Source organism: Chryseobacterium gossypii, assembly GCF_041361455.1.
GTDB lineage: Bacteria > Bacteroidota > Bacteroidia > Flavobacteriales > Weeksellaceae > Chryseobacterium > Chryseobacterium gossypii.
In genome coordinates, this window is record NZ_JBGCUR010000016.1 from 48,053 (window position 1) to 71,253 (window position 23,201).

The following is a 23,201-nucleotide window of genomic DNA, read 5'->3' on the forward strand; positions in this document are numbered from 1 at the left end:
ATTTGATCGTACAAAGTTGACTCAATAAAAAACAAAACCATTTGCCATTTGACAAAAAGCGGTTTTTAGCGGGTATTAAAGTAACGTTTTACCTGTTTTTATTCTTTGAGGTATTTTACTGAAAATTATTTTAAAAATACAGGTAATAGGATTTCATCTACCATCATTGCAAGTCTTTTTTTTGTAATGGCATTAGGTCTGATTAGATTTTCTGTGCGTATAAGATCGTAGGGCAACATTAAAGTTATTTGACTTGTTTTTTTGATTTTTTCTCCTCTTTTCTCCGCATTTGTCAAAATTTCTTTCGTAGCGTTCAGGTATTTTACAATCGCTTGTTGATGTACAGGAAGTTCGTTAGCATCGTCTTTATCCTGCGATCTTAAAAAATAGTAGTTGTTTATTATTTCGGCGCCAATCTCCGAATAAGCTTTTTGGTAAACGGTTAGTAGTTGTATAAAGTCTTTTCGCAGACTTCCATTGTCTTTTAATTCCTTAAAAAATAATCCATCAAACAGCTTTTTCGCCTTGTACGCGTATATTTCTTGAAGCAGGTCAAAAGTTGTCGCCCATCTTCTGTACAAAACTGTCCGGCTGGTATTGGCTTCATCGGCTATTTGCTGAAAGGTCAGGTTAGTAATCTTTACCGTTGCTGCTAACCTCATCGTTGCATCATACAAACTTTCCAATAGTTCATCTCCACGTCTTCTGCTATTTTTGGTCTGGCTCATGTTTTTTTGCAAAGATAAAAATATTAGAAACAATATGTATCTTATTTGGATATTCTTTTTATCTTTGTATTAAGGTACAATTTGAATCTTAATTTTTTTAAAAATGAGTAAGGAAAAGCAACAGAATACTTTATGTACGGACGAATTGAGAGCGTTTTTTAAAAGTCATCATGACAAACTCTTGTGTACGGCAAATAAGAAGGGTGAGCCGTCCATCGCTTTGATGGGAACGCCACGATTAAACTGCGAAGGAAATATTGAATTAGAATTAAGCGATAATCCCTCTGTTTCACTAAACAATATCTTAGAAAATAAAGCAGTAGTTTTTCTGGTTTATGAACCCGCTGCGCGGGCAAGAGATTATAAAGGCGTAAGGATTTATGCAGAAGCCATTGAAATACTTACGGAAGGTGAAAAGTTAGAAAATATCAGGGAAAACCTTAGAGCAAAGTTTGGTGATGAAAAAGCCGATGAATTAGTAGCGACTGCCACTTTCAGTATTACAAAACTGCGCCCCATTGTTGACCGGGGACAGCATTGGAGCGAACCGCCTTTTGGGAATGCCTAATATTTTCTTTGGATTTAAAGTCTGTCTGTAAAAAAGTTTTAATTTTTTGTTCATAGGTCAGTAACAGGAATTATTCCAGCTATTACTCATGTTTGGCATAGCCAGGATAATTAATCATAAAAAAAGCGAAGTCCTTTCGGACCCCGATTTTTATAACTTACAGATATGAACATTATGATTAGCGTGCAGCCCTTTTTATCTCGCAGATTTTTTCAACGTGTTGAAAATTTGAGAAATCTGTGGAAAATAAAAAGTATTTGAAGAAAAAATCAATTAAGTGACTGCCTGAATTCTAACGGAGACATACTCGTTTTCTTTTTGAACAGTGTACTGAAAGACTGGGAATGTTCAAATCCAAGTTCGTAAGCAATCTCACTCACTGAAAGGCCAGTTGTTGAAAGCTTCTCTTTTGCTTTATTGATCAGCTTTTCATGAATATGCTGCTGGGTATTTTGTCCGGTATGAATTCTCAAAAGATCACTCAAATAGTTCGGCGAAAGATTCATGGCTTCAGCAATTTGATGGACAGTTAATAATCCCTTGTCTAAATAATCCTGATTAAAATAATCATTCAGGTAAGATTCAAATTTTGTCAAAAGCTGATGACTTCCACTTTTTCGGGTGATAAACTGTCTCTCATAAAAGCGCTTAGAATAATTCAATAACAATTCAATCTGTGACAAGATAATTCCCTGTGTATGACGATCGATATGCTGACACTCCTTATCAATTTTAAACATGATTTCCAGCAAATCATTCTCTTCCTCTTCGGATAAATGCAAGGCTTCATTCACAGCATATGAGAAAAATCCATAAGACGAAATGGTTTTTGCCAGAGGATGTTTCAGTAAAAAATCTTCATGAAAGATCAGGAGATATCCTGTATTTTCACAGTCCATTGTCTTCAGATCCAGATATTGAACCTGATTCGGGGCTGTAAAGCTCAATACGCCTTTATCATAGTCATAATGCTGCTGCCCATATTTTATTTTTCCTTTCGCATTCCGTTTCAAGGCAACACAGTAATATCTGCTTATAAAGCCTTTCCAGATGTCATCTTCTATGAAAACACTTTTATAAAGATTGATCACGCTTACCATCGGATGCTTCGGTTCAGGAAGAGAAAGTAGTTTGTGAAATGCCGAAATAGATTTTATGGTATTCATAGCTTTAAATAATTATTAAAGTTACGAATTAATAATCCAGAAGTCCCATTCCAAATTCATCATAAGTTGCACCTGTATCCGTTCCCAAAGGGGCAATGCTTTCCAGTTTTTGAAGTTCGGTTTCGCTTAGCTGAATGCCTGCAGCTTCAATATTCTGTTCAAGATACTTTCTACGTTTCGTTCCCGGAATAGGTATAATGCCTTTGCTAATGATCCAGGCCAGGGCCAGTTGAGATGAAGTGATGTTTTTTTCTTTAGCCAGGCTTTCAATGGCTTCTACCAGTTCGATGTTTTTATGAAAATGCTGCTCCTGAAAGCGTGGGATTCCTCTTCTGAAATCATTTTCAGGCAAATCATCAATCGTGCGGATCTGACCGGATAAAAATCCTCTTCCCAAAGGAGAATATGCTACAAAGCCAATTCCCAGCTCGTCCAAAGTTTTAAGAACGCCTTTTTCTTCAACGGTTCTTTCAAAGAGAGAATATTCACTTTGAACTGCAGAAACAGGATGAACAGCATGGGCCCTTTTCACTATTTCAGAAGATACTTCTGACAATCCGATATAACCGATTTTTCCTTCTTTCACCAAATCGCTCATCGCTCCCACAGTTTCTTCAATAGGTGTATTTTTATCAAGACGGTGCATATAATAAAGGTCGATATAATCTGTTTTTAGATTTTTCAGAGAGCGTTCGACAGATTTTTTTACATACTCTTTTGTCCCGTTGATTTTCCAGGTTACCTGCTCATTATCGTCAATTTCCCAACCGAATTTTGTTGCAATAATATACTGGTCACGATGACTTCCAATAGCTTTCGCAATTAGTTGTTCATTTTTGAAAGGACCGTAAAGGTCTGCCGTATCCAGAAAATTTGCACCCAGCTCCAGGGAACGGTGGATCGTTGCGATTGCCTCTTTCTCATTGGCTTTGCCATACATATCTGCATCACCAAAACCAGTCATTCCCATACATCCCAAACCTATATTCGGAACAACTAGTCCCTGACCTCCTAATTTTATCTGATTCAATTTCATATTGTTGATTTTATTGATACAAAATTCAGCAAAAATTAAAAGGAGGCTGTATGCAAAACCACGGTTGTCGTATGCAAATTACGGAATGTGGTTTTTATTTTAAGCAAATAAATACAATAAATAAAGCAAATACCATTATTCCTAAAATTGGGAGGGTTTATTTCCCACTAATTTTTTTCCTGTGCTTTTTGCCCCAGCTTTCTAATGGTTTGGAAATTTCTTCCAAACCCAAACCATAAGCAGTAACATAATATTCTATCCTAACAGGATAGTCGTCAATTACATTTCTTGTAATCAATAAATTTTCTTCCAGGTGTTTCAACTCTTTGGACAAAACACGATTGGTGATTTTAGGGATAGAATTTGAAATGTCATTAAACCGCTTGTTTCCACTGTAAATAGAAAGGATAATCGGTATTTTCCATTTCCCGCCAATGACAAACATAGTGTCTTGTATGGCCTTTATTTTGTCTTGAAATCGATTTTCTTCTTTCATTATAAAACCAGGTATCCTTTTGGATACAGGTATCAAATATATACTTTGTTGTTGTTAGTTTTGTATTATAACAAAGAAAAATTTAAACGAATGAAAACTATCTTCATTACAGGTGCTTCTTCAGGAATTGGAAAAGCAGCCGCAAAACTCTTTCAATCAAAAGGCTGGAACGTAATCGCTACAATGCGAAATCCTGAAAAAGAAACTGAATTGACTAAACTTGAGAATGTAACCGTTTTGCCTTTGGATGTTACCCATGTTGAACAAATAAAAGCAACCGTAGCCAAAACTATTTCGTTATCCGAAATAGACGTTGTGCTGAACAATGCGGGCTATGGTTTAATGAGTTCATTGGAAGCCTTTACTGATGAAAACATAGTGAAACAGGTGGACACCAATTTTTTGGGAACGGTGCGTGTTACCCAGGCATTTATTCCTCATTTCCGGGAAAAGAAAAGTGGCTTATTTATCAATGTAACTTCTATTGGTGGACATACCGGTTTCCCTTTCACGAGCGTTTATAACGGCACAAAATGGGCGGTAGAAGGGTGGAGCGAATGTTTATCTATTGAATTATCCATGTTTGGAGTTGGCGTTAAAACGGTTTCACCGAGTGCTACAAATACGAACTTATTTAGTCATAATTCAGATGTAAAATCGCTTCCGTATTATGAAGCTGTTGAAAAGAAAATGTTAAGTATGGTTAAACCTGTTTCTACCCCCGAGGAAATTGCAGATGTGATTTATGAGGCAGCCACAGATAACAAAGACCAACTACGTTATTTCGCAGGTAAAAGTTCACAGGGCATTTATGACCGGCGTATGGAAATAGGCGCAGAAGCATCTAGAAAAGAAATTAAAAAAATGTATTTTGATAAATTGAATGCTTCAAGTGATTAATGTTATATCATATGCATTGTATGGTGATGTGCAAGGTTATGGTTTTGTTCCAAACTTATATAGAGCATCATTAAAACGGCCTGGGAAATTTTAATTCCTCAGGCCTTCATTTTCTATTATTAATCGGCTTTTTATCAACTTACAGTCGGTGCTTTTCCAAATTTCTTCTTAAAGGCGTTGGAGAAATGGGACAGGCTCTCAAACCCAAGATCGAGATAGATAGACGAGGGTCTTTTGTTCTTACTTTCAATTAAGTGACGCGCCTCATTCAATCTTTTATCCTGCAACCACTTCCGTGGCGGCATACCGAAGGTCCTCTGAAAATCCCTTTTAAATCCGGAAAGACTTCTCCCTGTGAGCTGTGCAAACTTTTCGACCGGAACATTGAAATGATAATTGCTAAGCATAAATCTTTCCAGGTCAATCTTATAAGGCTCAGAGAAATCGAACAAAAAATTACGGAGCGCCGGAACAGCAAGCAGCATTAATTTGATTCCCTCCTTCACTTTTAAAAGTCCCATTTCATCGGTCATTTTATCACCAGAGCTTTGGGCGTAGGGTATGATGGATTGAAAGTATCCTTTCAGGAAATCATTATTCGGAAGAAATAAATTCCGGAGTCCTGTGTATTTACCATCAGCTTCGATTTTTTCTTCAAGGGCGATCTTGCGCATCAGATCCTCCTGAAGCGATATGACGACCGTTTCATAATGACCACCGGGTTCAGGTGTTTTGGTGAGCGTTCCCAGCTGATTTTTGTGGATCAGCAATACTTCTCCGGCACTAATGACAAGATTCTGCTCCGAAGTCTCAAGGATCATCTGACCCGAGACCTGCATGACCAAAGTATGGTGATTCCAGACGCATGCCTTTTCTTTCCGTTGTGAGGAAAGGTAAGAATAAAATATAACGCCGGGAAGAATTTCTGCTGGACTTTCCATTTATCTTTGTAGGTAGGTGCCGCCTTTGATGGCCCCTGGTGCAAATGTACTGTTTAAAACGTTCATTTCCTCCGTTGTAATAACAATATCCATGGCAGCTATGTTTTCAGGCAGCCTTGATCTTCGGCTCATGCTGACCAATGGCATGAAATTTTCGCCCTGTTGTTTTACCCAGGCTATCGCCAGCTGTGTAGGGGTGACCCCTTTGCTGTGGGCCATCTTCTTCAGGACGTCGACTTTTTCAAGATTTTGAATGAGATTGTCACCCTGAAAACGCGAGAAGTGATTTCGGTAATCCCCGGCTGGGAGAGGTGCATGCAGGTCACCCGTTAAAAGACCTTCAGCCGTGTTGGCAAAAGCTACTACAGCAATTCCCAATTCCTTAGCTGCGGGCAACAGATCACTTTCTATCTGACGGTCTGCCAAAGAATAACCGATCTCCAGCGCACTGATCGGGTAAATACTGTTAGCCGCTCGAAGCTGATCAGCAGTTATTTCTGACGCGCCAATATGGCGAACTTTGCCTTCCTCAACAAGTCCGGCGATTGTTCCGATGATGTCCTCAATCGGAACACTGCCATCTATTCTGCACGGCTGGTAAAGGTCAATCGTATCAATTCCCAAACGGGTTAGAGAGTAATTGACAAAGTTTTTGATGGATGCAGGCCGAAGATCCAGACCAATCCATTGACCGTTGTGGAAAATAGCACCAAATTTGACACTGATGAAGGCATCATCCCGTCTTCCCTTAATGGCTCTCCCAATGAGCATTTCGTTGTGGCCTGCACCATAAAAATCTCCGGTATTCAGGAAGTTGATTCCGTTATCCAAAGACTGGTGAATGGTAGCAATACTTTCCGTTTCATCCGGTGTCGGACCGCCCCATACTGATGACATTCGCATACATCCCAGACCAAGCTTTGAAACCATAGGTCCGTTTTGACCCAATTGAATTTTAGTAATTTCTGACATTTGATTGTTTTATGTGATAGGACAAAGATCTCTATTTTATTAACTAAACAGCTTTCTTCTACGGTCCAATTTACTTGTCTGTATGGTTCAATAAGGTAGACAGACCGGCACTATAGATAATCTGCACTTTAGGATATTATCTGAATTTTTGCGATACTTCCTTCTAAAGTTGCATGCTTCCCCAATAAAGCAGGTATTTTATGCTTTATCAATTTTCAGCGATTCCGTATTCCAGCCCCCACTTCTGTAACTCAATAATGATAGGTTCTAATTTCCGGCCTTTTACTGTTAATGAATATTCAACGGTCGGCGGTACTGTTGCAAAGGCTTTGCGAATTACAATATCATTTTCTTCCATATTCTTTAATTCTTTGACAAGCATTCTTGTACTGATTCCGGGTATCATCCTTTCCAATTCCTTAAAGCGTTTCTTTCCATCAATCAGCGCGTAAATGATCGACATGGACCATTTTCCCCCAATAATATCCAGTATTTTCTGAAGTTCGCATTTATTTTCAATTTTTTCTGTTTTTTCTTTATCCATAACTATCTGGTTGACAATAAAAGATACATTCAGGTTATTAGTATACATTCGTGTAACTACTTGCAAATATAAAGTAATGGAAATAGATTTGGGACTTAATTTTAAATAAAATTCATTATGTATGATTCTTTAAAAGGAAAAGTGGCCTTGGTAACAGGCGGTACGAAAGGAATAGGTAAGTCTATTGCCGATACGCTTAGTGCAAACGGAGCAATAGTAATAATTACAGCCCGCAGTGAATCAAAAGACAACTCTAACCACCATCATTTTATAGGTGCTGACCTTACTCGGGCAGACAGTGCGGGAACAGTTGCAAAAGAGATAGTAGAAAAGTACGGGAAAATAGACATTATCGTTAATAACGCGGGTGCCAATTTAAGTCCTGGAGGAGGTTTTAGCACATTAGAAGATGAAGATTGGTTCAAAGACTGGGAACTTAATTTTATGTCGGTGGTTAGAATCAACAAAGCATTATTACCTGTTATGCTTCAGCAGAAAGAGGGTGTGATCATCAATATATCTACAGGAGCTGCGAAGCAGCCAATCTGGGATATGACGATGTCTTACTCATCGGCCAAGGCCGCATTGAATGCGTACAGCAAAGCGCTGGCGAATGAAGTCGGACCAAAAGGCGTCAGAGTGAATACTGTTTCTCCAGGCGCGGTAAAAACACCGCTCATGAATGAATTTATTGAAAATGTTGCCCGGCAGTCAGGGTCAAGTTTTGAAGAATCCTTTCAAAATATCATTAAGACTGTCGGCGTGCCGATGGGAAGGATGGCAGAACCTGATGAAGTAGCGAACATTGTTGCTTTTCTTGCTTCTTCTGAAGCTCGATACATCACAGGAGCTAATATTTCTGTGGATGGAGGAGCTTCGCCCACCGTATGATAAGTTTTTATTTTCCATAGTTGCTGTTACTTGATGATTTCAAAACAACTATCAAAATTTAGGACTTAAAAACTTAAGGAAACCTTTGGGATTAGGTTTCCTTAGTTGTGAACGCAGGAGGAGTCGAACCCCCAACCTTCAGAGCCGTAATCTGACGCTCTATCCAATTGAGCTATGCGTCCTGTTTAGGTTTGCAAATATAGTACTTTTTTGCTTTCTTTGAAAGATGAAACTAAGAATTTTACTGCTATTTATACTTTGTACGCTAACCTCCTGTAAAAGAGAACAAAAAATATCATCGCCGGACTGGATCTCCGTTTCCGGCAGGTTGCAGTATCGGGAGCAGGATCATGTTTTGCATCTGAAATCGGGGAATTTCACCTATGATTTCAAGTCAGATAAGATCCCCTTCAAAAAGGTTATTCTGTTAAATGCCAGTATGGCGGGCTATATTTCAGAGTTGGGAGCTGAGAATATGATCGTTGGTGTTTCAAGTCCTGAGTATATCTATTCCGAAAAAATTCAGAGCTTAATCAAAGAAGGGAAGATCCGGAATGTAGGGAATGAGCAGAAATACGATGTGGAAAGGATAATTGCGCTGAAGCCTGACGCTATCTTTACCAACCATATAGCCAGCTTTGATAATACCTATCAGCTTTTAAAAACAAATGGAATCCAGGTAATATTTTTGGACGAATATATGGAGCAGAAACCTTTGGAAAAGGCCGCTTATATCAGGCTTTTCGGAAAGCTTTTGGGAAAAGGGAAGGAGGCTGACGCAAAATACAGTGAAATCGAAAAAAAATATAATGAACTGAAACGGCTGGCCTCCGGGACGAAGGAAAAGCCAATGGTTCTGGCAAATGAAATGTATGGTGACGTATGGTATCTTCCGGGGGGAAAGACCTCTGTTGCCAACTTCATTGCAGATGCCAACGCTAACTATATTTTAAAGGAGAACAATGATGAAAAAGCTGTGACGATGAATTTTGAAGAAGTTTTTTCAAAATCAGCCGGAGCCCGATACTGGGTGAATGCAGGAAATCATGTTTCTAAAAAAGAAATGCTGGGAATGAATCCGGTTTACAGCAAATTAGATGTTTTCAACAATGGTAAGATCTACGGCGTAGGCGGCAGGGAAAAACAAAAGGCAAATGATTTCTTTGAAAGCGGGATCGTGAGAGCGGACCTGGTTCTGAAGGACTACATCAAAATTTTTCATCCGGAGCTGTTACCCGGTTATCAGCTGACTTATATGAAAGAATTACAATAAATCATAGTATTTACTTATTTTTGCATTTCCTTTAGAACGTTATGTGGAAGAAAATTAAACAGCTTTTGTTCATCGCCATCATCCTGAATATCGCATTCATCATATGGTGCCGGTTTTTTAATCCCCCGATCACCCTTACCCAGATAGGAGGCCTTTTTGAGTACGGAAAACTGCAGAGAGATTATATATCCTATGATGACATGGGAGATAAAGTAAAAAAGGCAGTTATCGCATCAGAAGATCAGAAGTTCTTTACCCATAACGGGTTCGACTATACTGCAATTGAAAAGGCTATGAAGAATAATGAAAAGGGTAAAAAATTAAGAGGAGGAAGTACCATCTCACAGCAGACGGCCAAAAATATTTTTCTCTGGCAAGGAAGAAGCTGGTTTAGAAAAGGACTGGAAGCCGTTTATACCTTTATTATAGAAAAAGTCTGGAGCAAAGATATTATCCTTGAAAGGTACCTTAATTCCATTGAAATGGGACAGGGAGTGTTTGGGGTGGAAGCTGCCTCGCAATACTATTTCGGGAAACATGCCAAAGATCTTACAACTTCAGAAGCCGCATGGATAGCCGCCGTCTTGCCTAATCCGAAAAAATATGACCCCAAGAACCCTTCAGCCTATTTGAAAAAGAAACATAACTGGATCATAAGACAGATGAGGAATGTGAGTTTGAAATAGTATCTTTGCATTGATGAAATGGTTTAATTCCGGTACAAATTTTGAGTCTGTTCTTAAAAAATACTTTTCTTTTAAGAACGAAACTCTTTCATTAGAGCCTTTTGCCGAATTTTTAGACGGCATAAAAAGGGCTGATTTTACGGAGGTGCTGAATTTTTTCAGGGCTAACCCCGGTTTTACCGAGAATTTTAAATATTATATTCATCATATTTTTGAAGGAAGACCGTTTAACCTCTCTCTCACCGAGGCCAATATTCTTTCTGAGAATGCTTTTTTCCCCGAGCTTAAAAAAAGGATCCTGAACAAAGTATTGCCACCCGTAGAAAATGAAAAAACGGTGTGGTACATGATTGACAATATCAGCCTACGCCCGAAAGGGGATTTGAAATACCTCCACAATCTCCCTGAAAATGAAGTCGATGAATTTTTTCATATTCTGGGAATAGCGGATTTTATTAAAAAGCCCGAAGTGAAGAAGGAGATGATCTTCTCCATGAATATCCTTTCCTGGAGGGTTACGGGGATGGCAATGGAAGTAGAGGTCGTGAGGATGGCTCCCGAATATCGTAATTTCGACAATCCGTTCCTGGCCTTACAGAATGAGCTGGAAGGGCTGGCAGAAGAGCTGGATAAGGATCCCGGGCTTCAGCTTCATTCCAAAGACAGCAGATACAAACAGATCAAGATCTATATTGAGCAATGCCTGGAATTTGTGAATATTGCCTTCAAAAACTCTTCCAAATACGGGATTTCGGGCAAAATTAACCAGTCGCTCCTTAAAATCCGTCAGCAGATACAGAGGATTTATGAAATTGTACAATTGCTGGTGATCGATACCGAGGAAGATGTTATTCTTAATTCCAAACAGCTGGTATTTAATATTCTCAGCTATAAATCCCATAAAAATAATATCTCGGAACTCATCAATGACAGTACGAGACTGATCTCACACCTTATCACAAACCACACAGCCGAAACAGGATCCCATTATATCACCTCTACCCGAAAGGAGTATATGACCATGTTCTATAAAGCCAGCGGAGGCGGGATCATCGTAGGGGCATTGTGCGTTTTGAAGGTTCTTTACGGCTATATCCCGGGAAGTGATTTCTCCCATGCCTTTTTCTACTCGATGAATTATGCTATGGGATTCGTGATGATCTACCTGATGAGCTTTACACTGGCAACGAAACAGCCGGCAATGACTGCCGCTACCATGACCAAGGTGCTTGCGGAGGAAGGAAACAGCAAAAGAAACAATACGGAATTCGCTCACCTGGTATCCAAGCTATTCAGAAGCCAGTTCATCGCTTTTGTGGGAAACGTTTTGCTTTCTTTTCCGGTAGCTCTGATAATCATCTACGGGCTGGATGTATTCTTTTCCCAGAACCTGGCCGTAGACCGGTCAGACAAGTTGCTGAAGGATCTGGACCCGTTCCGGTCCAAGGCTGTACTGCATGCATGCATTGCAGGCTTTTATCTTTTTATTTCAGGCATCATTTCAGGAAATATAGGGAATAATTCGGTTTTTTACCAGATTCCGGAAAGAATAGCCAGAAATTTGTCTATCAGGAGGCTTTTTGGGCCTAAGTTCGCAAAAGGCCTGTCAAAATACTATGCTAAAAACTGGCCCGGAATCGTTTCAAATTTCTGGTTCGGAGTTTTCCTGGGAGCTACCGCTCCGGTAGGGTTGTTTCTGGGTCTGGATCTGGACATCAGGCATATCACCTTTGCTGCCGGGAATTTTGCGTTGGGTTTATATGGAAAAGATTTTTCCGTAGATTCTTATACCTTCTGGCTCTCTTTCATCACGGTATTTCTGATAGGCTTTTTTAATTTCCTGGTGAGCTTTACCTTATCCATGTTCCTGGCCTTCAGATCCAGAAAGCTGAATTTCGGACAGGTAAGCGAAATTTACAAAGAAATATTCAGGTATTTTTTCAAGCACCCGCTTAAATTTTTCCTTCCGATACGCTCAAGGCTGGATAAAAAGGCAGATGATCTGATGAGCAGTACCATCCCTACAAAATCTGAAGATCACTAAACTGGTCTTCACCGAATTTGTCCCGGAACTTTTTCAGATAGAAGTTTTTTCGCATTTTAAAATCATTTTTCAGCAAGGGTGAACTGATCTTGATGATAATGACCTTATCTTGGATATTGACGCTTGCAATCTCGTTGAAGAGGCTTTCATCAAGATATTCTTCAAGAAAGTCTCTGATCTCAAAAGCCAGCAGCTTATCCTCAAATCCATACATCTTTGCGAAGGATCTTACCAGTTCGGAAGATTGATATTCACGCTTTTTTTTCTTCATTGTCAGGATGGCTTATAGTGGTTGTATGATCCGGTCTCTGTGACCTGGCTGTATTTATATTTAAATCTCAAAAATTACACTTTCTTCATTGATTTTTTTCACTACATTTTCTGTTCGCTCCTTATGCGTATCAGTGATAAAGATCTGCCCGAAATTCTCCTGATTTACCAGCTCGATCAGCTGGGAGACACGGATATCATCAAGTTTGTCAAAAATGTCATCCAGCAGGAGAACAGGCGTTTTCTTCGTTAATTCCTTTATAAGGCTCATCTGCGCCAGTTTCAGGGATATCAGAAAAGACTTCTGCTGTCCCTGGGAACCCGTTTTTTTAATCAGGATATGGTCCATCTCAAAGAGCAGATCGTCCTTATGGATCCCCTTTGAAGTATAGGTGAGCATCCGGTCCCTTTCCAGGCTTTCCTGTAGAAGATCATTAAAAGGACTTTCCAGAAGATGGGATTCGTAGATCACGGACACGGTTTCTTTGCCACCGGAAATGGTGTGGTAGAAATTCTGTACAATAGGATTGAGCCTGGCTACAAAATCTTTCCGTTTTTCAAAGATCCTGGTCCCGAAACTGATAATGGGATCATCATAAATTTCAAGAGAATCCTTATCAAATGTCCTGTTTTTAGCAAAATATTTCAGCAGGGCATTTCTTTGCTGGATGGTTTTCTGATATTGGATCAGGTTAAAAAGATACTCGGTATCCGTCTGGGAGATCATAGAATCCAGAAACCTTCTTCTGCTTTCCCCCGAGTCTGAAATTAAATTTGAATCATAAGGGGAGATCATCACGCTGGGCAGGTAGCCGATGTGATCTGCCAGCCTTTCATAGCTCTTATCATTTTTTTTAATGATCTTTTTGGCATCTTTAGGCTGGAAGACCTTAATGATATCTTCACTTTCCTCATTCAGAATCTCCGCTTCGATGGTGAAAAAATCCTCGTCTTTTTTTATGTTGTTAATATCCGTGTTTCCCAGAAAGCTTTTTCCTACCGACAAATAATGGAGCGCATCCAGAATGTTGGTTTTGCCCGCACCGTTGTTTCCCACAAAACAATTGATCTGCGGTGAAAATTCAAACTTTTTTTCAGAATGATTCTTGAAATTATACAGGGAAAGTTTGTTGATAATCATTCTTCAAAAATACTTCATTATTCCTAAAAATAAAAAAGGAAGTGCCGAGCAGGTTTCTACTCCAAATGAAAAATAAGCATCACTGTTTTCGTTTTCAGAAAAATAGATGAGCACATAAGTGACAATGGCTGAAAGATAAAAAGCGGATGAATATTCAGGTTCCAGGTAAAAAATGGCAAGCATTGTACTCAGGAAAACAAGGATATAAGCAATGTATTTTGTATTCTGTATCCCGATCAGCTTGGGGAAAGTCTCTACTGTGTCACTTTTCATATCCCGGATATCGAAAGGCAGAACCAGGGCCGTGATAAAAAAGAAGCTGATAAGGAAGATCGGAAAATTAAATTCCGGCAAAGTAAGCCAGCAATTGACCAACGCCCATACCAGTCCTACATAAAAGACCTTCAGCAAAGGGATCTTCCTGATATATACATCCAGAAAGAAGCTGTTATAAAGCAACCCCAAACCAACTATTATGGACCATTTCAACAGCCGTACCTCATTATGGTTATGAATGATCAAAAAAGCGCAGATAATGCCTGCGATGACATTCAGGACCAATATTTTTAAGAAATGGCGTGTATACTGGTATTTGGTATAAAGATAGCCGCTGAAATAGGTGATGAAAATCAGGATAACGGTGGGGAAACGGAACGTGTTTTGCTCTTCCATGAAAAATACTGCAAAAAGGGTTCCCATCAGGGAGACATAAATTTGACTGTCAATTACAGTTTTTTTCAGTATTTTTAAGAAGTTCATTTATCAAAAATAACATATATGGAAAAAAAATCCAAGATTTTAGTGCTTTTACTTTTTATACTGAACTTTTCAGCTGTTTTTTCCCAGCAATACTATGATGCACAATGGAAAAAAATAGAGGGGAACAGTCAGAAAGGAGCATATAAATCCAACCTTCCCATCATTTTAGACATTCAGAACCAGGCTATGAAAGAAAATAATACACTTCAGCTTATCCGCTCCCTCAAAGCGGAATTTAGTATTGTAAAACTGACCGTGGATGATGACCAGAATGATGCCGCGTCCAGCTTTTTTGTCAAACTGCAGGAGGTGGAAAAACAGTTGAAAGGCGGGGAAAAACTGCTCTACACTGTCTTATTGAACAGCTTTTTCATGGATTACTATGATATGAACTCCTGGAAGGTTAACGGAAGGACCAATCTGAACTCTCAGGATGTTTCACAGATCGAAACCTGGAGCAGGCTCGACTTTAAAAGCTACCTGGCTAAAAATTTCCGGGATCTTGATCAGCAGCAACAGGAAATGAAAAAGATCTCTTTAAAAAAATATACAGATGTTTTCTCCAACACAAAAAATATAGAGTATTTCCCCACTTTATGGGAGTGGTATGCTCTGAAGAAGATAAGCTTTCTGTCGGATAACCAATTGTTCACAAAAAATGAGCTGGCTGAAAACAGGAATGAGGTCAACAGGACCTTTGACGAACTGATCGCGCAGAATAATGGAAATTCAAAACTGTATTTCATGCACCAGAAACTACTGGATAACTGTAGTTTCAACCTGTGTAAAGACAGGCTGGAGCAACTTCAGGCTCTGATGAGATCTGATGTGGAAGGCGATTATAAAGTGCTGATCGCAGAAGAGATCATAAATGAGCTTATAAGTGAAAAGAAAGGAAAAGAAGCTCTGGAAATCGCTGCCCAGGCCAAAAGCCGGTATCCTGATTCCCCATTCATAGAGAATATTAAAAACAGGGAAACCCAGATCATTAACCCTTTTCTGAATATCAGGTATGAGCAGCAAACCCAAAGCAACCTGCCGGTTCATTTCGTTGCTGAATACAAGAATCTTTCGGAGTTTACACTCAATATATATGAGGTAAAAGAATCCTTTACGCCGTTCCTGCAATATGCGAGAAGCTCTTATTCTGACGTATATGGCAAGCTGAAGAAAAACCTGGTAAGGAAGGAAACTTACCAGATTCCTGATCCGAAAGATTACCAGGCTCACAGAACATCCCTGGAAATCAAGCCGCTTCCATCCGGTATTTATATTGTTGAATATCTTGCTGCCGGAAAAGATTCAAAGGATGATATTTCCCGGCAGAATTTCTATTTCCTCGTATCGGAAAATAAGATCATATACCAGAACAAGGCAGACAGGAATAACCCTTCCGATGAGCTGAAGCTGGTGAACAGTGAAAACGGAAAACCGGTAGCCAATGAAAATCTTATTTTGTATGAATTTGTCAACAATCAGACCCTGAATAAGATCGAAGGTAAAACCAGTGAGAATGGTGTCTTCAAATTCCCACAGACACAAAATAAAGAGTACTACAGGAGCTTTCTGATCCAGCAGCCCCGGACAAATGATTTTCAGCTGATGCAGGTGTATGGAAACACCTATGAAGAAGATTATGATCCTAACAAGCAAAACCGCACAGCAGCCCGGATTTTTACGGACAGGGCGATCTACAGACCCGGACAGACTGTTTATTTTAAGGTGATAAACACCAGTATCAATAAAGAAATTGAATCCGTTACATCTGGTTTAAAACAAAAGATCACCCTATTAGATGCCAATAATGAAGAAGTTTCCAGCCAGAATTTCACCACCAATGAATTTGGTTCCTATCACGGAAGCTTTATCCTGCCGAAAGGTAAGTTGAACGGGACCTTTTATCTGACCACTGATGGAAATACTCAGGGATATAGAAATATCCGCGTGGAAGAATATAAAAGACCGAAGTTTGAAATCACTTTCGATCCGGTAAAAGATGAATACAAATATGGGCAGACCATTGAGCTTAAAGGTAAGGCCATGATGTTCTCCGGGGTTGCACTAAGCAATACAAAAGTAGAATATGAGATCAAGAAGCATAATATCCGTTGGAAGTATTTCTGGTGGTATCCGCAGACCAATGATCATGAGAATTCAATTCTGGGAGAGACGGTGACTGATGAAAAAGGTGAATTTGTGATCCGCCTGGATCTTCAAAAAGATGAAAGACTGGAAGGTATCCAGGTTGACAATTATGAGATCAATGCCTCAGTTACGGATATTAACGGAGAAACGCAGTCTGCCGATACACAGCTGAAAGTAGCTTCCGTTTCCCATTATATCAAGGCGGGAGAAATAAAAAATACCTTTGCGGATGAAAATGTAAAACTAAAAGTTGAAACTAAAAACTATAATGAGCAGGATCTTAAAAAAGCCTATCAGGTAAAGCTTTCAAAGCTCAGGGCTCCGTCCAGGATTTTCCGGGATAATTTTCAAACTGCGGTTCAGGATCTGCCGAAGCTTTCAAAAGATGAGTTCATCAGCAGATTCCCACATGATTTCTACGACAAGAATGACGATCTTAAAAACTGGGAAGTGGAAAAAGTGATGATTAATAGAGTGCAGCAGCCAACTGATGATCAGAAGCCGGCAGCCGATCTGGATTTAGGGAAGCTGGAAGCAGGGGATTATCAGCTGGAACTGTATAATATTGAAGGGAAAGATACCATAAAAGCTGTCCAGAACTTTAGTGTTTGGGACAAAAAATCTCTGAAGCCGTACCAGAAAACATTCTTAACGGTATTGGAACCGAAAGATGAATTTTCAAGGGGAGAAAAGGCGAGAATCTATGCTTATTCGGCTATTCCTGATGCTTGGGTGAATATCTTCATTCAGGATGGCTCGGGAAAAACGGTTACGGAAACCCATAAATTTAAAAACGGAATCCTTGATTATGCAGTAGATATTCCGAAAGATAAAAATATATCGGCCTTAAATGTCCAGTTTCAGGTAGTGGCCTTTAACGATGTACAAACCCACTCTGTTGATCTGAAAATAAAAAACCCGGAAAAACCTTTAAAAATAGAGACGGTTACTTTCAGGGATAAGCTGGAGCCTGGATCAAAAGAAAAATGGTCGGTGAAAGTTTCAGGAAACGATAAAGAAAAGATCAATGCTGAGGTTCTGGCGAATATGTACGACAGATCTCTGGACCAGTTTGAAGCCAACAGTTTCTCCTGGCAGCAGCTATATATCCCTTATTCTGTTATAGCCTCCTATGATATGAGGGAAAATCTTATGTCTAAATCTTACCAGAGAAGGATTAAATATTTTGATATGGCCTATGTGGAAGTACCTGCCTTTAACTGGTTTGACAGCAATATTCTGAATCGTTTGTCAGGAAAAGTTGCCGGACTTCGTATGGAAGTTATGGCGGCTCCTGTAATGGCAAAGCAGGAAAGGGCGACAGATTCGGCAGTGGTAAACTCCGGAAGGCAGTTGACGGAGGAGGAGAAAATGGAATATACAGATGTTATAAGCCCTGATACAGCTAAAGAAAAGCTTGATAAAGTACCGGTTCGCCAAAATCTGAATGAAACCGCATTCTTCTATCCGGATCTGAAGACCGATGCGGATGGAAATGTAAGCTTTGAATTCACTTCTCCTGAAGCATTGACAAAATGGAAGCTGATGTTTCTTGCCCATACGAAAGACGCAAGAGGGGCTACATTGGAAAAAGAGGTTGTGACACAAAAAGAATTCTCCGTTACACCGAACTATCCTAGATTCCTGAGAGAAGGTGATGAGCTAAATCTGCAATCAAAACTTTCCAACCTGACCGATAAAAAGCTGAGCGGCTCCGCAAGCCTGCAGATCCTTGATGCCTTTACGAATGAAGATATTTCTTCGAAATTCGGATTAAATGCAGCTTCGCAGAACTTTGACATCAATGAAAAGGGAAATTCGGCCTTAACATGGAAATTAAAGGTACCGGACCATATTTCCTCCGTGATCTTAAAAGTAGTGGCTAAAGCAGGAAATTATTCGGATGGGGAGCAGCAGGCTGTTGCAATATTGCCGAACAGGATGCTGGTAACAGATGCGGTTCCGGTTTTTGTGAAAGAGGGTGAAACAAAGACCTTTGTTTTAGACCATCTTAAAAACGCAAACTCGGCAACCATCTCCAATGTTTCAAATACCCTGGAGCTTACCACCAATCCGGTTTGGGAAATCATGTTCGCGCTTCCAAGCCTGAAAAATGATCAGAACAGCTCAGCAGATGTCATTTTCAATAAGTGGTTTGCAGACGTATTGGCTTCGGAAATTTTCAAGGCCAATCCGAAAATGAAAACCGTTTTCGAGGAATATCAGGGCAAAGGATTGCTGAGCTCTAATCTTGAGAAAAATCAGGAGCTTAAGCAACTGTTGCTGGAAGAAACACCATGGGTTCTGGAAAGCAAAAATGAAAAAGAACAGATGCAGAAGCTTGCATCCCTGTTTGATGCCAATACCATGAGAAACTCAATTAATCAGGATTGGGAAGATTTCAGAAAGCTGCAGAATCCTGACGGTGGATTCTCCTGGTATCAGGGGTATCCAAGTTCTTATGGAACCTCATTATATATCCTGAAGAATCTGGGCAAGATCAATTCCTGGTTAAAAGATAATGTGAAGGACTATCAAAATTCCGGACAGAAAGAGCTGGTGGCCAGGCTGGTTCAGTATGTAGACAATGAAATTGATAAATACTGGGATGTGAAGAAAGAGAACGTCTGGAATAACTGGACCCTGGATTATCTCAATACAAGAAACTATTGGGAAAAAGAATACCCTCTGAAAGGTAAGGGAGCAACGCTGAAATCGCTGGTAAAACAAAAAGCGAAAACAGCGAAACTGACTGACTTTACCTTCTTCGGATTGCACCGTGCAGCTTTACTAATGAATGATTATGGTTTGAAGGATACGTCCGCCAAACTGATGAACTATCTTAAAGAGACATCTACAGACACCAGGACCCAGGGCGTTTACTGGAAACAGAATCTTAATGACTGGGGATGGTTCAGCTCTAAGGTGGTGAATCACGCAGGCGCACTTGAGGCATTTAATACCCTGAAGCCTGATGACCAGAAATTTATTGAAGACTTGAAAATATGGCTGGTTACCCAAAAAGAAGTAAACTCATGGGGAAACTCAAGAGGAACTTCGGAAGTGATCTTTACCATTTTAAATTCAGGAAGATCCTGGACCGGAGCAGAGAGTGATCAGGCTACCATTGTCTGGGGCGGAAGGCCGTTGGATCCTCAGACCCGGGCAACAGGCTATGTGAAGTCTGTGGTGATCTCCGGTGAAATAGATAAAAGCTTAAGCAGCGTTACCGTAACCAAAACCGGCCCTGGAATCGTTCAGGGCGGATTATTCTGGCAGTATTACGAAGACCTGGATAAGATCAGATCATCAGAAAACTATGTTTCTATTACCAAAGAGCTGTATAAAAAGGTGAAAACCGTGAATGGTGAGGAACTCCGTAAAATTACTTCTGAAACCCCGCTGAAGGTGGGAGATAAGGTGACGGTGAGAATGATCCTGAATACAGATCGTCCGATGGAGTTCATCCATATCAAGGATATGCGTGCTGCAGGATTTGAGCCGGTAGATGTGCTGTCCGGATACCAATGGAAGAATAACCTGGGATATTACCAGTCTACAAAGGATGCTTCCACCAACTTTTATATCCAGTATATGCCGAAGGGGAAATATGTATTTGAATATGATTATGTAGCTAATGCGTCCGGTAAGTTTTCCAACGGGATCACTACCATGCAAAATTATTATGCGCCCCAGATGAATACCCATAGTCAGGGTTCTTATGTTCAGATTACCGAATGATAAGGATCCTTAAAATTTTAAATACATGACTTAAACGTCAGATCAATCAGGCCAAACTCCTCACGTAAGCAGTGAGGAGTTTTTTTGTAGAAGGAAGGAGACGATGGTGTATCCGGAACGGTCGCAAAAAATACAATATTATACTAAATAAGTCCCTTTATAGGGAATTTTGTAGTATATATGTAGTAGGCTTATTTTTGGAAGTAATGGCTTACAGGGGTAGCTTTGTAGCGAATAATATTGATTCAGTTGAAGCTTGCATTGTTAAATAAGAATTTCACAACTCATAAACCTAAGATCGTTTCCATAGTTAGTTTTATATAGTTTTTATTTCATCGTGTTTAATGGTTGATGATTTGTGTTTTGAGACCTCCATGAAACAAGGGTGGTCTCTTTCTGTATGATCCGGACTATTCACGCATAAAATGATGGAGGACAGGCCCGGTTTAAACCTGAAAATCAGCCTATGCCGGCATTGCTGATATACGAATGATTTTTTAATGATATAAAATAATAAAAAACTGATATATTTGTTCCGGACAATTAAAAACTATGGAAAACGTATTTGACACAAAAGTTGCTCAGAATTATATTGAGAGGATCAATAAACTGACACCGGATACTCAGGGCCTGTGGGGAAAAATGACGGTCGACCAGATGCTGGCTCATTGTTGCGTATCCTATGAGATGATATTCGAGCCGGAAAAACATAAAAAGCCGGGTGCCATTGCCAGGTTTATTTTAAAGACTTTTGTAAAGCCTAAGGTAGTGGGTGAAAAAGCATATTCCAAAGGAGGGCCCACTGCACCGCAGTTCATCATTACCGGTAGAAAAAACTTTGAAGAAGAAAAGAAAAGATTGATAGGTTTTATCCAGAAAACCCAGCAGCTCGGAGCTTCAGCCTTTGACGGGAAAGAATCCTTTTCTTTCGGAAAGCTTTCTGCGAATGAATGGAATAATATGTTTGCCAAACATTTAAATCATCATTTAGCGCAATTCGGAGTTTAAGCTTTAAGGGGATCATGCCGTATTACGGAAGTTTATGGTATTCCAAAGTCATTTTAAATAAAACGAATATGAAAAAATTTTTATTACTTCTCATCCTCCTCTCCAATTTTGTTTTCGCCCAAATGCCCAATATTTCAAGTGTCTGGCTTAATAACAGCAAACCCTATCTGGGAACAATAGGGAATGCCCGGGAGGAGATCAAACTCAAAATCAATATTTCCGAACAAAATAAAAAAAATGACCAGCAGTATTTTGTTTCAGGATATTCGCTTGTTGATCGAAACTATTCAAAGTTTGAAGGGGTATTTACCATCACTAAATACAAAGATGCCAATAAGAAGGGCACTGTATACGGCGAGTACGAACTGGCTGAAGAAAACAAGGGAAAGCATTCCGGAATCTTTAAAGGAAAATTCATTTATACGTTCAAATGGAATAAGAAAACCGAAAAAATTGAGGAGCAGAATATTGAACTTACAGGAGACTGGAAAAGTTATGATGGAACTCTGAACTTCAAAACCCGCTTAAAAAATCAATAATATGCTAAAGAGAATTATGGCCGTTGCAGGGGGGATCATAGCAGGTTCTGTCTGCATCTGGATCATGGAAAGCCTTGGACATTACCTGTATCCGCTTCCGGAAGGGATGAAGCCCAACGACTTGGAAGGATTTAAGGAATATGTGGCTACGGCCCCTTTCATGGCCCTTTTTTTTGTAATACTGGCTTATGCTGTGGGGGCGCTGGTCTCAGGATTCATAGCTACAAAAATTGCTAACAACGGGAAACATGCAGCTGCAACCCTATGCGGAATAATCTTCCTGTTAGTTACCATTTATAATATGGCGGTTTTGCCGACCCCTTTATGGTTCTGGATCTCAGGGATCCTGGTCTGGGGATTGGTTTGGGTAGGAAGTAAATTAGCGCTAAATAAAAAAACAGTATGAAACTAGGAGCATTTTCAGTGAGCCTGAGTGTAAAGGACCTTAAAAAATCGAAAGATTTTTACGAAAAATTAGGATTCACCCAGATGGGTGGAAGTATGGAACAAAACTATCTGATCATGAAAAACGGCAGCACCCTGATCGGCCTCTTCCAGGCTATGTTCGATGGAAATATGCTTACTTTCAATCCTGGTTGGGATGAGAATGCACAGAACCTGGAAACTTTCGATGATGTCCGGGATATTCAGAAGCACCTGAAAAAACATGGCGTGCAGCTGGATAAAGAAGCGGATGAGACAACTGCTGGTCCCGAACATATTTTCCTGAAAGACCCGGACGGGAATATGATCTTGATTGACCAGCACAGATAACTTCAGGTAAACATCAAAAGAAAAACATTAACCAATATAAAAAACTATTATGGCAACAGTAAACATTTATTTGACATTCAACGGAAACTGTAAAGAGGCTTTTGATTTTTATAAATCAGTTTTCGGAGGAGAATATCCTTATATCGGAACTTTTGGAGAAATGCCGCCGATGGAAGGAAAAGAAACCGCTGAAGAAGACAAGGACAAAATCATGCATGTTTCTCTGCCGATCTCTAAAGAAACGGTCCTGATGGGAAGCGATACGGGAGGAGAATGGTCTTCCCACTACAAGCAGGGAAACAATTTTTCCGTATCGATAAATGCGGAATCTAAAGAAGAAGCGGATAAATTATTCGCAGGCCTTTCCGAAGGGGGACAGGTTACCATGCCAATGGCTGATACTTTTTGGGGAGCCTATTTCGGAATGTTTACCGATAAATTCGGGATCAACTGGATGGTAAATTATGACGATCCTGCAAAAATGCAGCAACATCCATAATATTTATATTTTTACCTATACTGACACTGACGGAAGCTTCCGTCAGTTTGTTTTTATATACCTTTGATTTTCGAAAAAAT

Annotated in this window: 22 protein-coding genes and 1 tRNA gene; 12 read left to right on the forward strand and 11 right to left on the reverse strand. The window is 39.8% G+C overall.

Going from position 1 to position 23,201, the window contains the following annotated elements; genetic code table 11:
* Window positions 1–125: 125 nt before the first annotated feature.
* Entirely contained in the window at window positions 126–728 is a 603-nt protein-coding gene (locus tag ABMQ40_RS10260; protein ID WP_370899226.1) for a TetR/AcrR family transcriptional regulator, read from the reverse strand.
* A gap of 103 nt (window positions 729–831) precedes the next feature.
* Between ABMQ40_RS10260 and ABMQ40_RS10265 the strand changes: the two genes are divergently transcribed.
* Window positions 832–1,296: a pyridoxamine 5'-phosphate oxidase family protein gene (locus ABMQ40_RS10265; RefSeq protein WP_370899228.1), complete on the forward strand. Its 465-nt coding sequence runs from the start codon at window positions 832–834 to the stop codon at window positions 1,294–1,296.
* 269 nt (window positions 1,297–1,565) lie between these two features.
* Here the strand turns inward: ABMQ40_RS10265 and ABMQ40_RS10270 are convergent, their stop codons facing one another.
* The 3 genes from ABMQ40_RS10270 to ABMQ40_RS10280 all read right to left on the reverse strand — a co-directional run bounded on the left by ABMQ40_RS10270 (window position 1,566) and on the right by ABMQ40_RS10280 (window position 3,994).
* Window positions 1,566–2,462 (reverse strand): helix-turn-helix domain-containing protein, encoded by an 897-nt coding sequence (locus ABMQ40_RS10270; RefSeq protein ID WP_370899230.1) that lies wholly within the window; start codon window positions 2,460–2,462, stop codon window positions 1,566–1,568.
* Window positions 2,463–2,490: 28 nt separating this feature from the next.
* On the reverse strand, window positions 2,491–3,498 hold the full coding sequence (locus ABMQ40_RS10275; protein ID WP_370899232.1) for an aldo/keto reductase: 1,008 nt from the start codon (window positions 3,496–3,498) through the stop codon (window positions 2,491–2,493).
* Between the two features lie 157 nt (window positions 3,499–3,655).
* Window positions 3,656–3,994 (reverse strand): winged helix-turn-helix transcriptional regulator, encoded by a 339-nt coding sequence (locus ABMQ40_RS10280; RefSeq protein ID WP_370899234.1) that lies wholly within the window; start codon window positions 3,992–3,994, stop codon window positions 3,656–3,658.
* A gap of 90 nt (window positions 3,995–4,084) precedes the next feature.
* On the opposite strand from ABMQ40_RS10280, the gene ABMQ40_RS10285 reads away from it, so the two are divergent.
* Window positions 4,085–4,894 (forward strand): SDR family oxidoreductase, encoded by an 810-nt coding sequence (locus tag ABMQ40_RS10285; RefSeq protein WP_370899236.1) that lies wholly within the window; start codon window positions 4,085–4,087, stop codon window positions 4,892–4,894.
* A gap of 134 nt (window positions 4,895–5,028) precedes the next feature.
* Here ABMQ40_RS10285 and ABMQ40_RS10290 read toward each other — a convergent pair whose 3' ends face one another.
* The 3 genes from ABMQ40_RS10290 to ABMQ40_RS10300 all read right to left on the reverse strand — a co-directional run bounded on the left by ABMQ40_RS10290 (window position 5,029) and on the right by ABMQ40_RS10300 (window position 7,399).
* Window positions 5,029–5,835, reverse strand: a complete 807-nt coding sequence (locus ABMQ40_RS10290) for a helix-turn-helix domain-containing protein (protein ID WP_370899238.1) — start codon at window positions 5,833–5,835, stop codon at window positions 5,029–5,031.
* Window positions 5,836–6,783, reverse strand: coding sequence for an aldo/keto reductase (locus ABMQ40_RS10295; protein ID WP_370899240.1), 948 nt, complete (start codon window positions 6,781–6,783; stop codon window positions 5,836–5,838). It abuts the gene before it with no gap.
* Between the two features lie 232 nt (window positions 6,784–7,015).
* Entirely contained in the window at window positions 7,016–7,399 is a 384-nt protein-coding gene (locus tag ABMQ40_RS10300; RefSeq protein ID WP_370899242.1) for a winged helix-turn-helix transcriptional regulator, read from the reverse strand.
* A gap of 69 nt (window positions 7,400–7,468) precedes the next feature.
* Here ABMQ40_RS10300 and ABMQ40_RS10305 point away from each other — a divergent pair, with 69 nt between their 5' ends.
* Window positions 7,469–8,242, forward strand: coding sequence for an SDR family oxidoreductase (locus tag ABMQ40_RS10305; protein ID WP_370899244.1), 774 nt, complete (start codon window positions 7,469–7,471; stop codon window positions 8,240–8,242).
* A gap of 108 nt (window positions 8,243–8,350) precedes the next feature.
* Here the strand turns inward: ABMQ40_RS10305 and ABMQ40_RS10310 are convergent.
* Window positions 8,351–8,424: transfer RNA gene (locus ABMQ40_RS10310), tRNA-Arg, on the reverse strand.
* A 44-nt stretch (window positions 8,425–8,468) separates the two neighbouring features.
* Here ABMQ40_RS10310 and ABMQ40_RS10315 point away from each other — a divergent pair.
* Genes ABMQ40_RS10315 through ABMQ40_RS10325 form a run of 3 tightly spaced genes read left to right on the forward strand, consistent with a single transcriptional unit; the run spans window position 8,469 to window position 12,245 of the window.
* Complete coding sequence (locus ABMQ40_RS10315; RefSeq protein WP_370899246.1) at window positions 8,469–9,515, forward strand: ABC transporter substrate-binding protein; 1,047 nt, start codon at window positions 8,469–8,471, stop codon at window positions 9,513–9,515.
* A gap of 41 nt (window positions 9,516–9,556) precedes the next feature.
* A complete protein-coding gene (mtgA, locus tag ABMQ40_RS10320; RefSeq protein WP_370899248.1) occupies window positions 9,557–10,201 on the forward strand; it encodes a monofunctional biosynthetic peptidoglycan transglycosylase in 645 nt (214 codons plus the stop codon).
* 13 nt (window positions 10,202–10,214) lie between these two features.
* The gene (locus ABMQ40_RS10325) at window positions 10,215–12,245 is read left to right on the forward strand and encodes a transporter-like protein (RefSeq protein ID WP_370899250.1); all 2,031 of its coding nucleotides are present in this window, start codon (window positions 10,215–10,217) and stop codon (window positions 12,243–12,245) included.
* Here ABMQ40_RS10325 and ABMQ40_RS10330 read toward each other — a convergent pair.
* The 3 genes from ABMQ40_RS10330 to ABMQ40_RS10340 are packed head-to-tail and all read right to left on the reverse strand — an operon-like array spanning window position 12,223 to window position 14,415.
* On the reverse strand, window positions 12,223–12,516 hold the full coding sequence (locus tag ABMQ40_RS10330; protein WP_370899252.1) for a hypothetical protein: 294 nt from the start codon (window positions 12,514–12,516) through the stop codon (window positions 12,223–12,225). The two genes, ABMQ40_RS10325 and ABMQ40_RS10330, sit on opposite strands and share 23 nt — an antisense overlap.
* A gap of 60 nt (window positions 12,517–12,576) precedes the next feature.
* Complete coding sequence (recF, locus tag ABMQ40_RS10335) at window positions 12,577–13,656, reverse strand: DNA replication/repair protein RecF (protein ID WP_370899254.1); 1,080 nt, start codon at window positions 13,654–13,656, stop codon at window positions 12,577–12,579.
* A gap of 3 nt (window positions 13,657–13,659) precedes the next feature.
* Window positions 13,660–14,415, reverse strand: coding sequence for a UbiA prenyltransferase family protein (locus ABMQ40_RS10340; RefSeq protein ID WP_370899256.1), 756 nt, complete (start codon window positions 14,413–14,415; stop codon window positions 13,660–13,662).
* Window positions 14,416–14,433: 18 nt separating this feature from the next.
* On the opposite strand from ABMQ40_RS10340, the gene ABMQ40_RS10345 reads away from it, so the two are divergent.
* The 6 genes from ABMQ40_RS10345 to ABMQ40_RS10370 all read left to right on the forward strand — a co-directional run bounded on the left by ABMQ40_RS10345 (window position 14,434) and on the right by ABMQ40_RS10370 (window position 23,121).
* Complete coding sequence (locus ABMQ40_RS10345) at window positions 14,434–20,301, forward strand: alpha-2-macroglobulin family protein (RefSeq protein ID WP_370899258.1); 5,868 nt, start codon at window positions 14,434–14,436, stop codon at window positions 20,299–20,301.
* 552 nt (window positions 20,302–20,853) lie between these two features.
* Window positions 20,854–21,309 (forward strand): DUF1569 domain-containing protein, encoded by a 456-nt coding sequence (locus tag ABMQ40_RS10350; protein ID WP_370899260.1) that lies wholly within the window; start codon window positions 20,854–20,856, stop codon window positions 21,307–21,309.
* A 68-nt stretch (window positions 21,310–21,377) separates the two neighbouring features.
* Window positions 21,378–21,848: a hypothetical protein gene (locus ABMQ40_RS10355; protein WP_370899262.1), complete on the forward strand. Its 471-nt coding sequence runs from the start codon at window positions 21,378–21,380 to the stop codon at window positions 21,846–21,848.
* 1 nt (window position 21,849) lies between these two features.
* Window positions 21,850–22,254, forward strand: coding sequence for a hypothetical protein (locus ABMQ40_RS10360; protein ID WP_370899264.1), 405 nt, complete (start codon window positions 21,850–21,852; stop codon window positions 22,252–22,254).
* Complete coding sequence (locus ABMQ40_RS10365) at window positions 22,251–22,622, forward strand: VOC family protein (protein ID WP_370899266.1); 372 nt, start codon at window positions 22,251–22,253, stop codon at window positions 22,620–22,622. Before ABMQ40_RS10360 ends, ABMQ40_RS10365 begins: the two co-directional genes overlap by 4 nt.
* 49 nt (window positions 22,623–22,671) lie before the next feature.
* The gene (locus tag ABMQ40_RS10370; RefSeq protein WP_370899268.1) at window positions 22,672–23,121 is read left to right on the forward strand and encodes a VOC family protein; all 450 of its coding nucleotides are present in this window, start codon (window positions 22,672–22,674) and stop codon (window positions 23,119–23,121) included.
* The last annotated feature ends 80 nt before the right edge of the window (window positions 23,122–23,201 follow it).

Coding starts and splice junctions, on each gene's coding strand:
- ABMQ40_RS10325 (WP_370899250.1), top strand. CDS start 10,215: ATGAAATGGTTTAATTCCGGTACAAATTTTGAGTCTGTTCTTAAAAAA.
- ABMQ40_RS10315 (WP_370899246.1), top strand. CDS start 8,469: ATGAAACTAAGAATTTTACTGCTATTTATACTTTGTACGCTAACCTCC.
- ABMQ40_RS10350 (WP_370899260.1), top strand. CDS start 20,854: ATGGAAAACGTATTTGACACAAAAGTTGCTCAGAATTATATTGAGAGG.
- ABMQ40_RS10265 (WP_370899228.1), top strand. CDS start 832: ATGAGTAAGGAAAAGCAACAGAATACTTTATGTACGGACGAATTGAGA.
- ABMQ40_RS10300 (WP_370899242.1), bottom strand. CDS start 7,399: ATGTATACTAATAACCTGAATGTATCTTTTATTGTCAACCAGATAGTT.
- ABMQ40_RS10345 (WP_370899258.1), top strand. CDS start 14,434: ATGGAAAAAAAATCCAAGATTTTAGTGCTTTTACTTTTTATACTGAAC.
- ABMQ40_RS10370 (WP_370899268.1), top strand. CDS start 22,672: ATGGCAACAGTAAACATTTATTTGACATTCAACGGAAACTGTAAAGAG.
- mtgA (WP_370899248.1), top strand. CDS start 9,557: ATGTGGAAGAAAATTAAACAGCTTTTGTTCATCGCCATCATCCTGAAT.
- ABMQ40_RS10340 (WP_370899256.1), bottom strand. CDS start 14,415: ATGAACTTCTTAAAAATACTGAAAAAAACTGTAATTGACAGTCAAATT.
- ABMQ40_RS10280 (WP_370899234.1), bottom strand. CDS start 3,994: ATGAAAGAAGAAAATCGATTTCAAGACAAAATAAAGGCCATACAAGAC.
- ABMQ40_RS10355 (WP_370899262.1), top strand. CDS start 21,378: ATGAAAAAATTTTTATTACTTCTCATCCTCCTCTCCAATTTTGTTTTC.
- recF (WP_370899254.1), bottom strand. CDS start 13,656: ATGATTATCAACAAACTTTCCCTGTATAATTTCAAGAATCATTCTGAA.
- ABMQ40_RS10365 (WP_370899266.1), top strand. CDS start 22,251: ATGAAACTAGGAGCATTTTCAGTGAGCCTGAGTGTAAAGGACCTTAAA.
- ABMQ40_RS10330 (WP_370899252.1), bottom strand. CDS start 12,516: ATGAAGAAAAAAAAGCGTGAATATCAATCTTCCGAACTGGTAAGATCC.
- ABMQ40_RS10360 (WP_370899264.1), top strand. CDS start 21,850: ATGCTAAAGAGAATTATGGCCGTTGCAGGGGGGATCATAGCAGGTTCT.
- ABMQ40_RS10285 (WP_370899236.1), top strand. CDS start 4,085: ATGAAAACTATCTTCATTACAGGTGCTTCTTCAGGAATTGGAAAAGCA.
- ABMQ40_RS10275 (WP_370899232.1), bottom strand. CDS start 3,498: ATGAAATTGAATCAGATAAAATTAGGAGGTCAGGGACTAGTTGTTCCG.
- ABMQ40_RS10270 (WP_370899230.1), bottom strand. CDS start 2,462: ATGAATACCATAAAATCTATTTCGGCATTTCACAAACTACTTTCTCTT.
- ABMQ40_RS10290 (WP_370899238.1), bottom strand. CDS start 5,835: ATGGAAAGTCCAGCAGAAATTCTTCCCGGCGTTATATTTTATTCTTAC.
- ABMQ40_RS10260 (WP_370899226.1), bottom strand. CDS start 728: ATGAGCCAGACCAAAAATAGCAGAAGACGTGGAGATGAACTATTGGAA.
- ABMQ40_RS10305 (WP_370899244.1), top strand. CDS start 7,469: ATGTATGATTCTTTAAAAGGAAAAGTGGCCTTGGTAACAGGCGGTACG.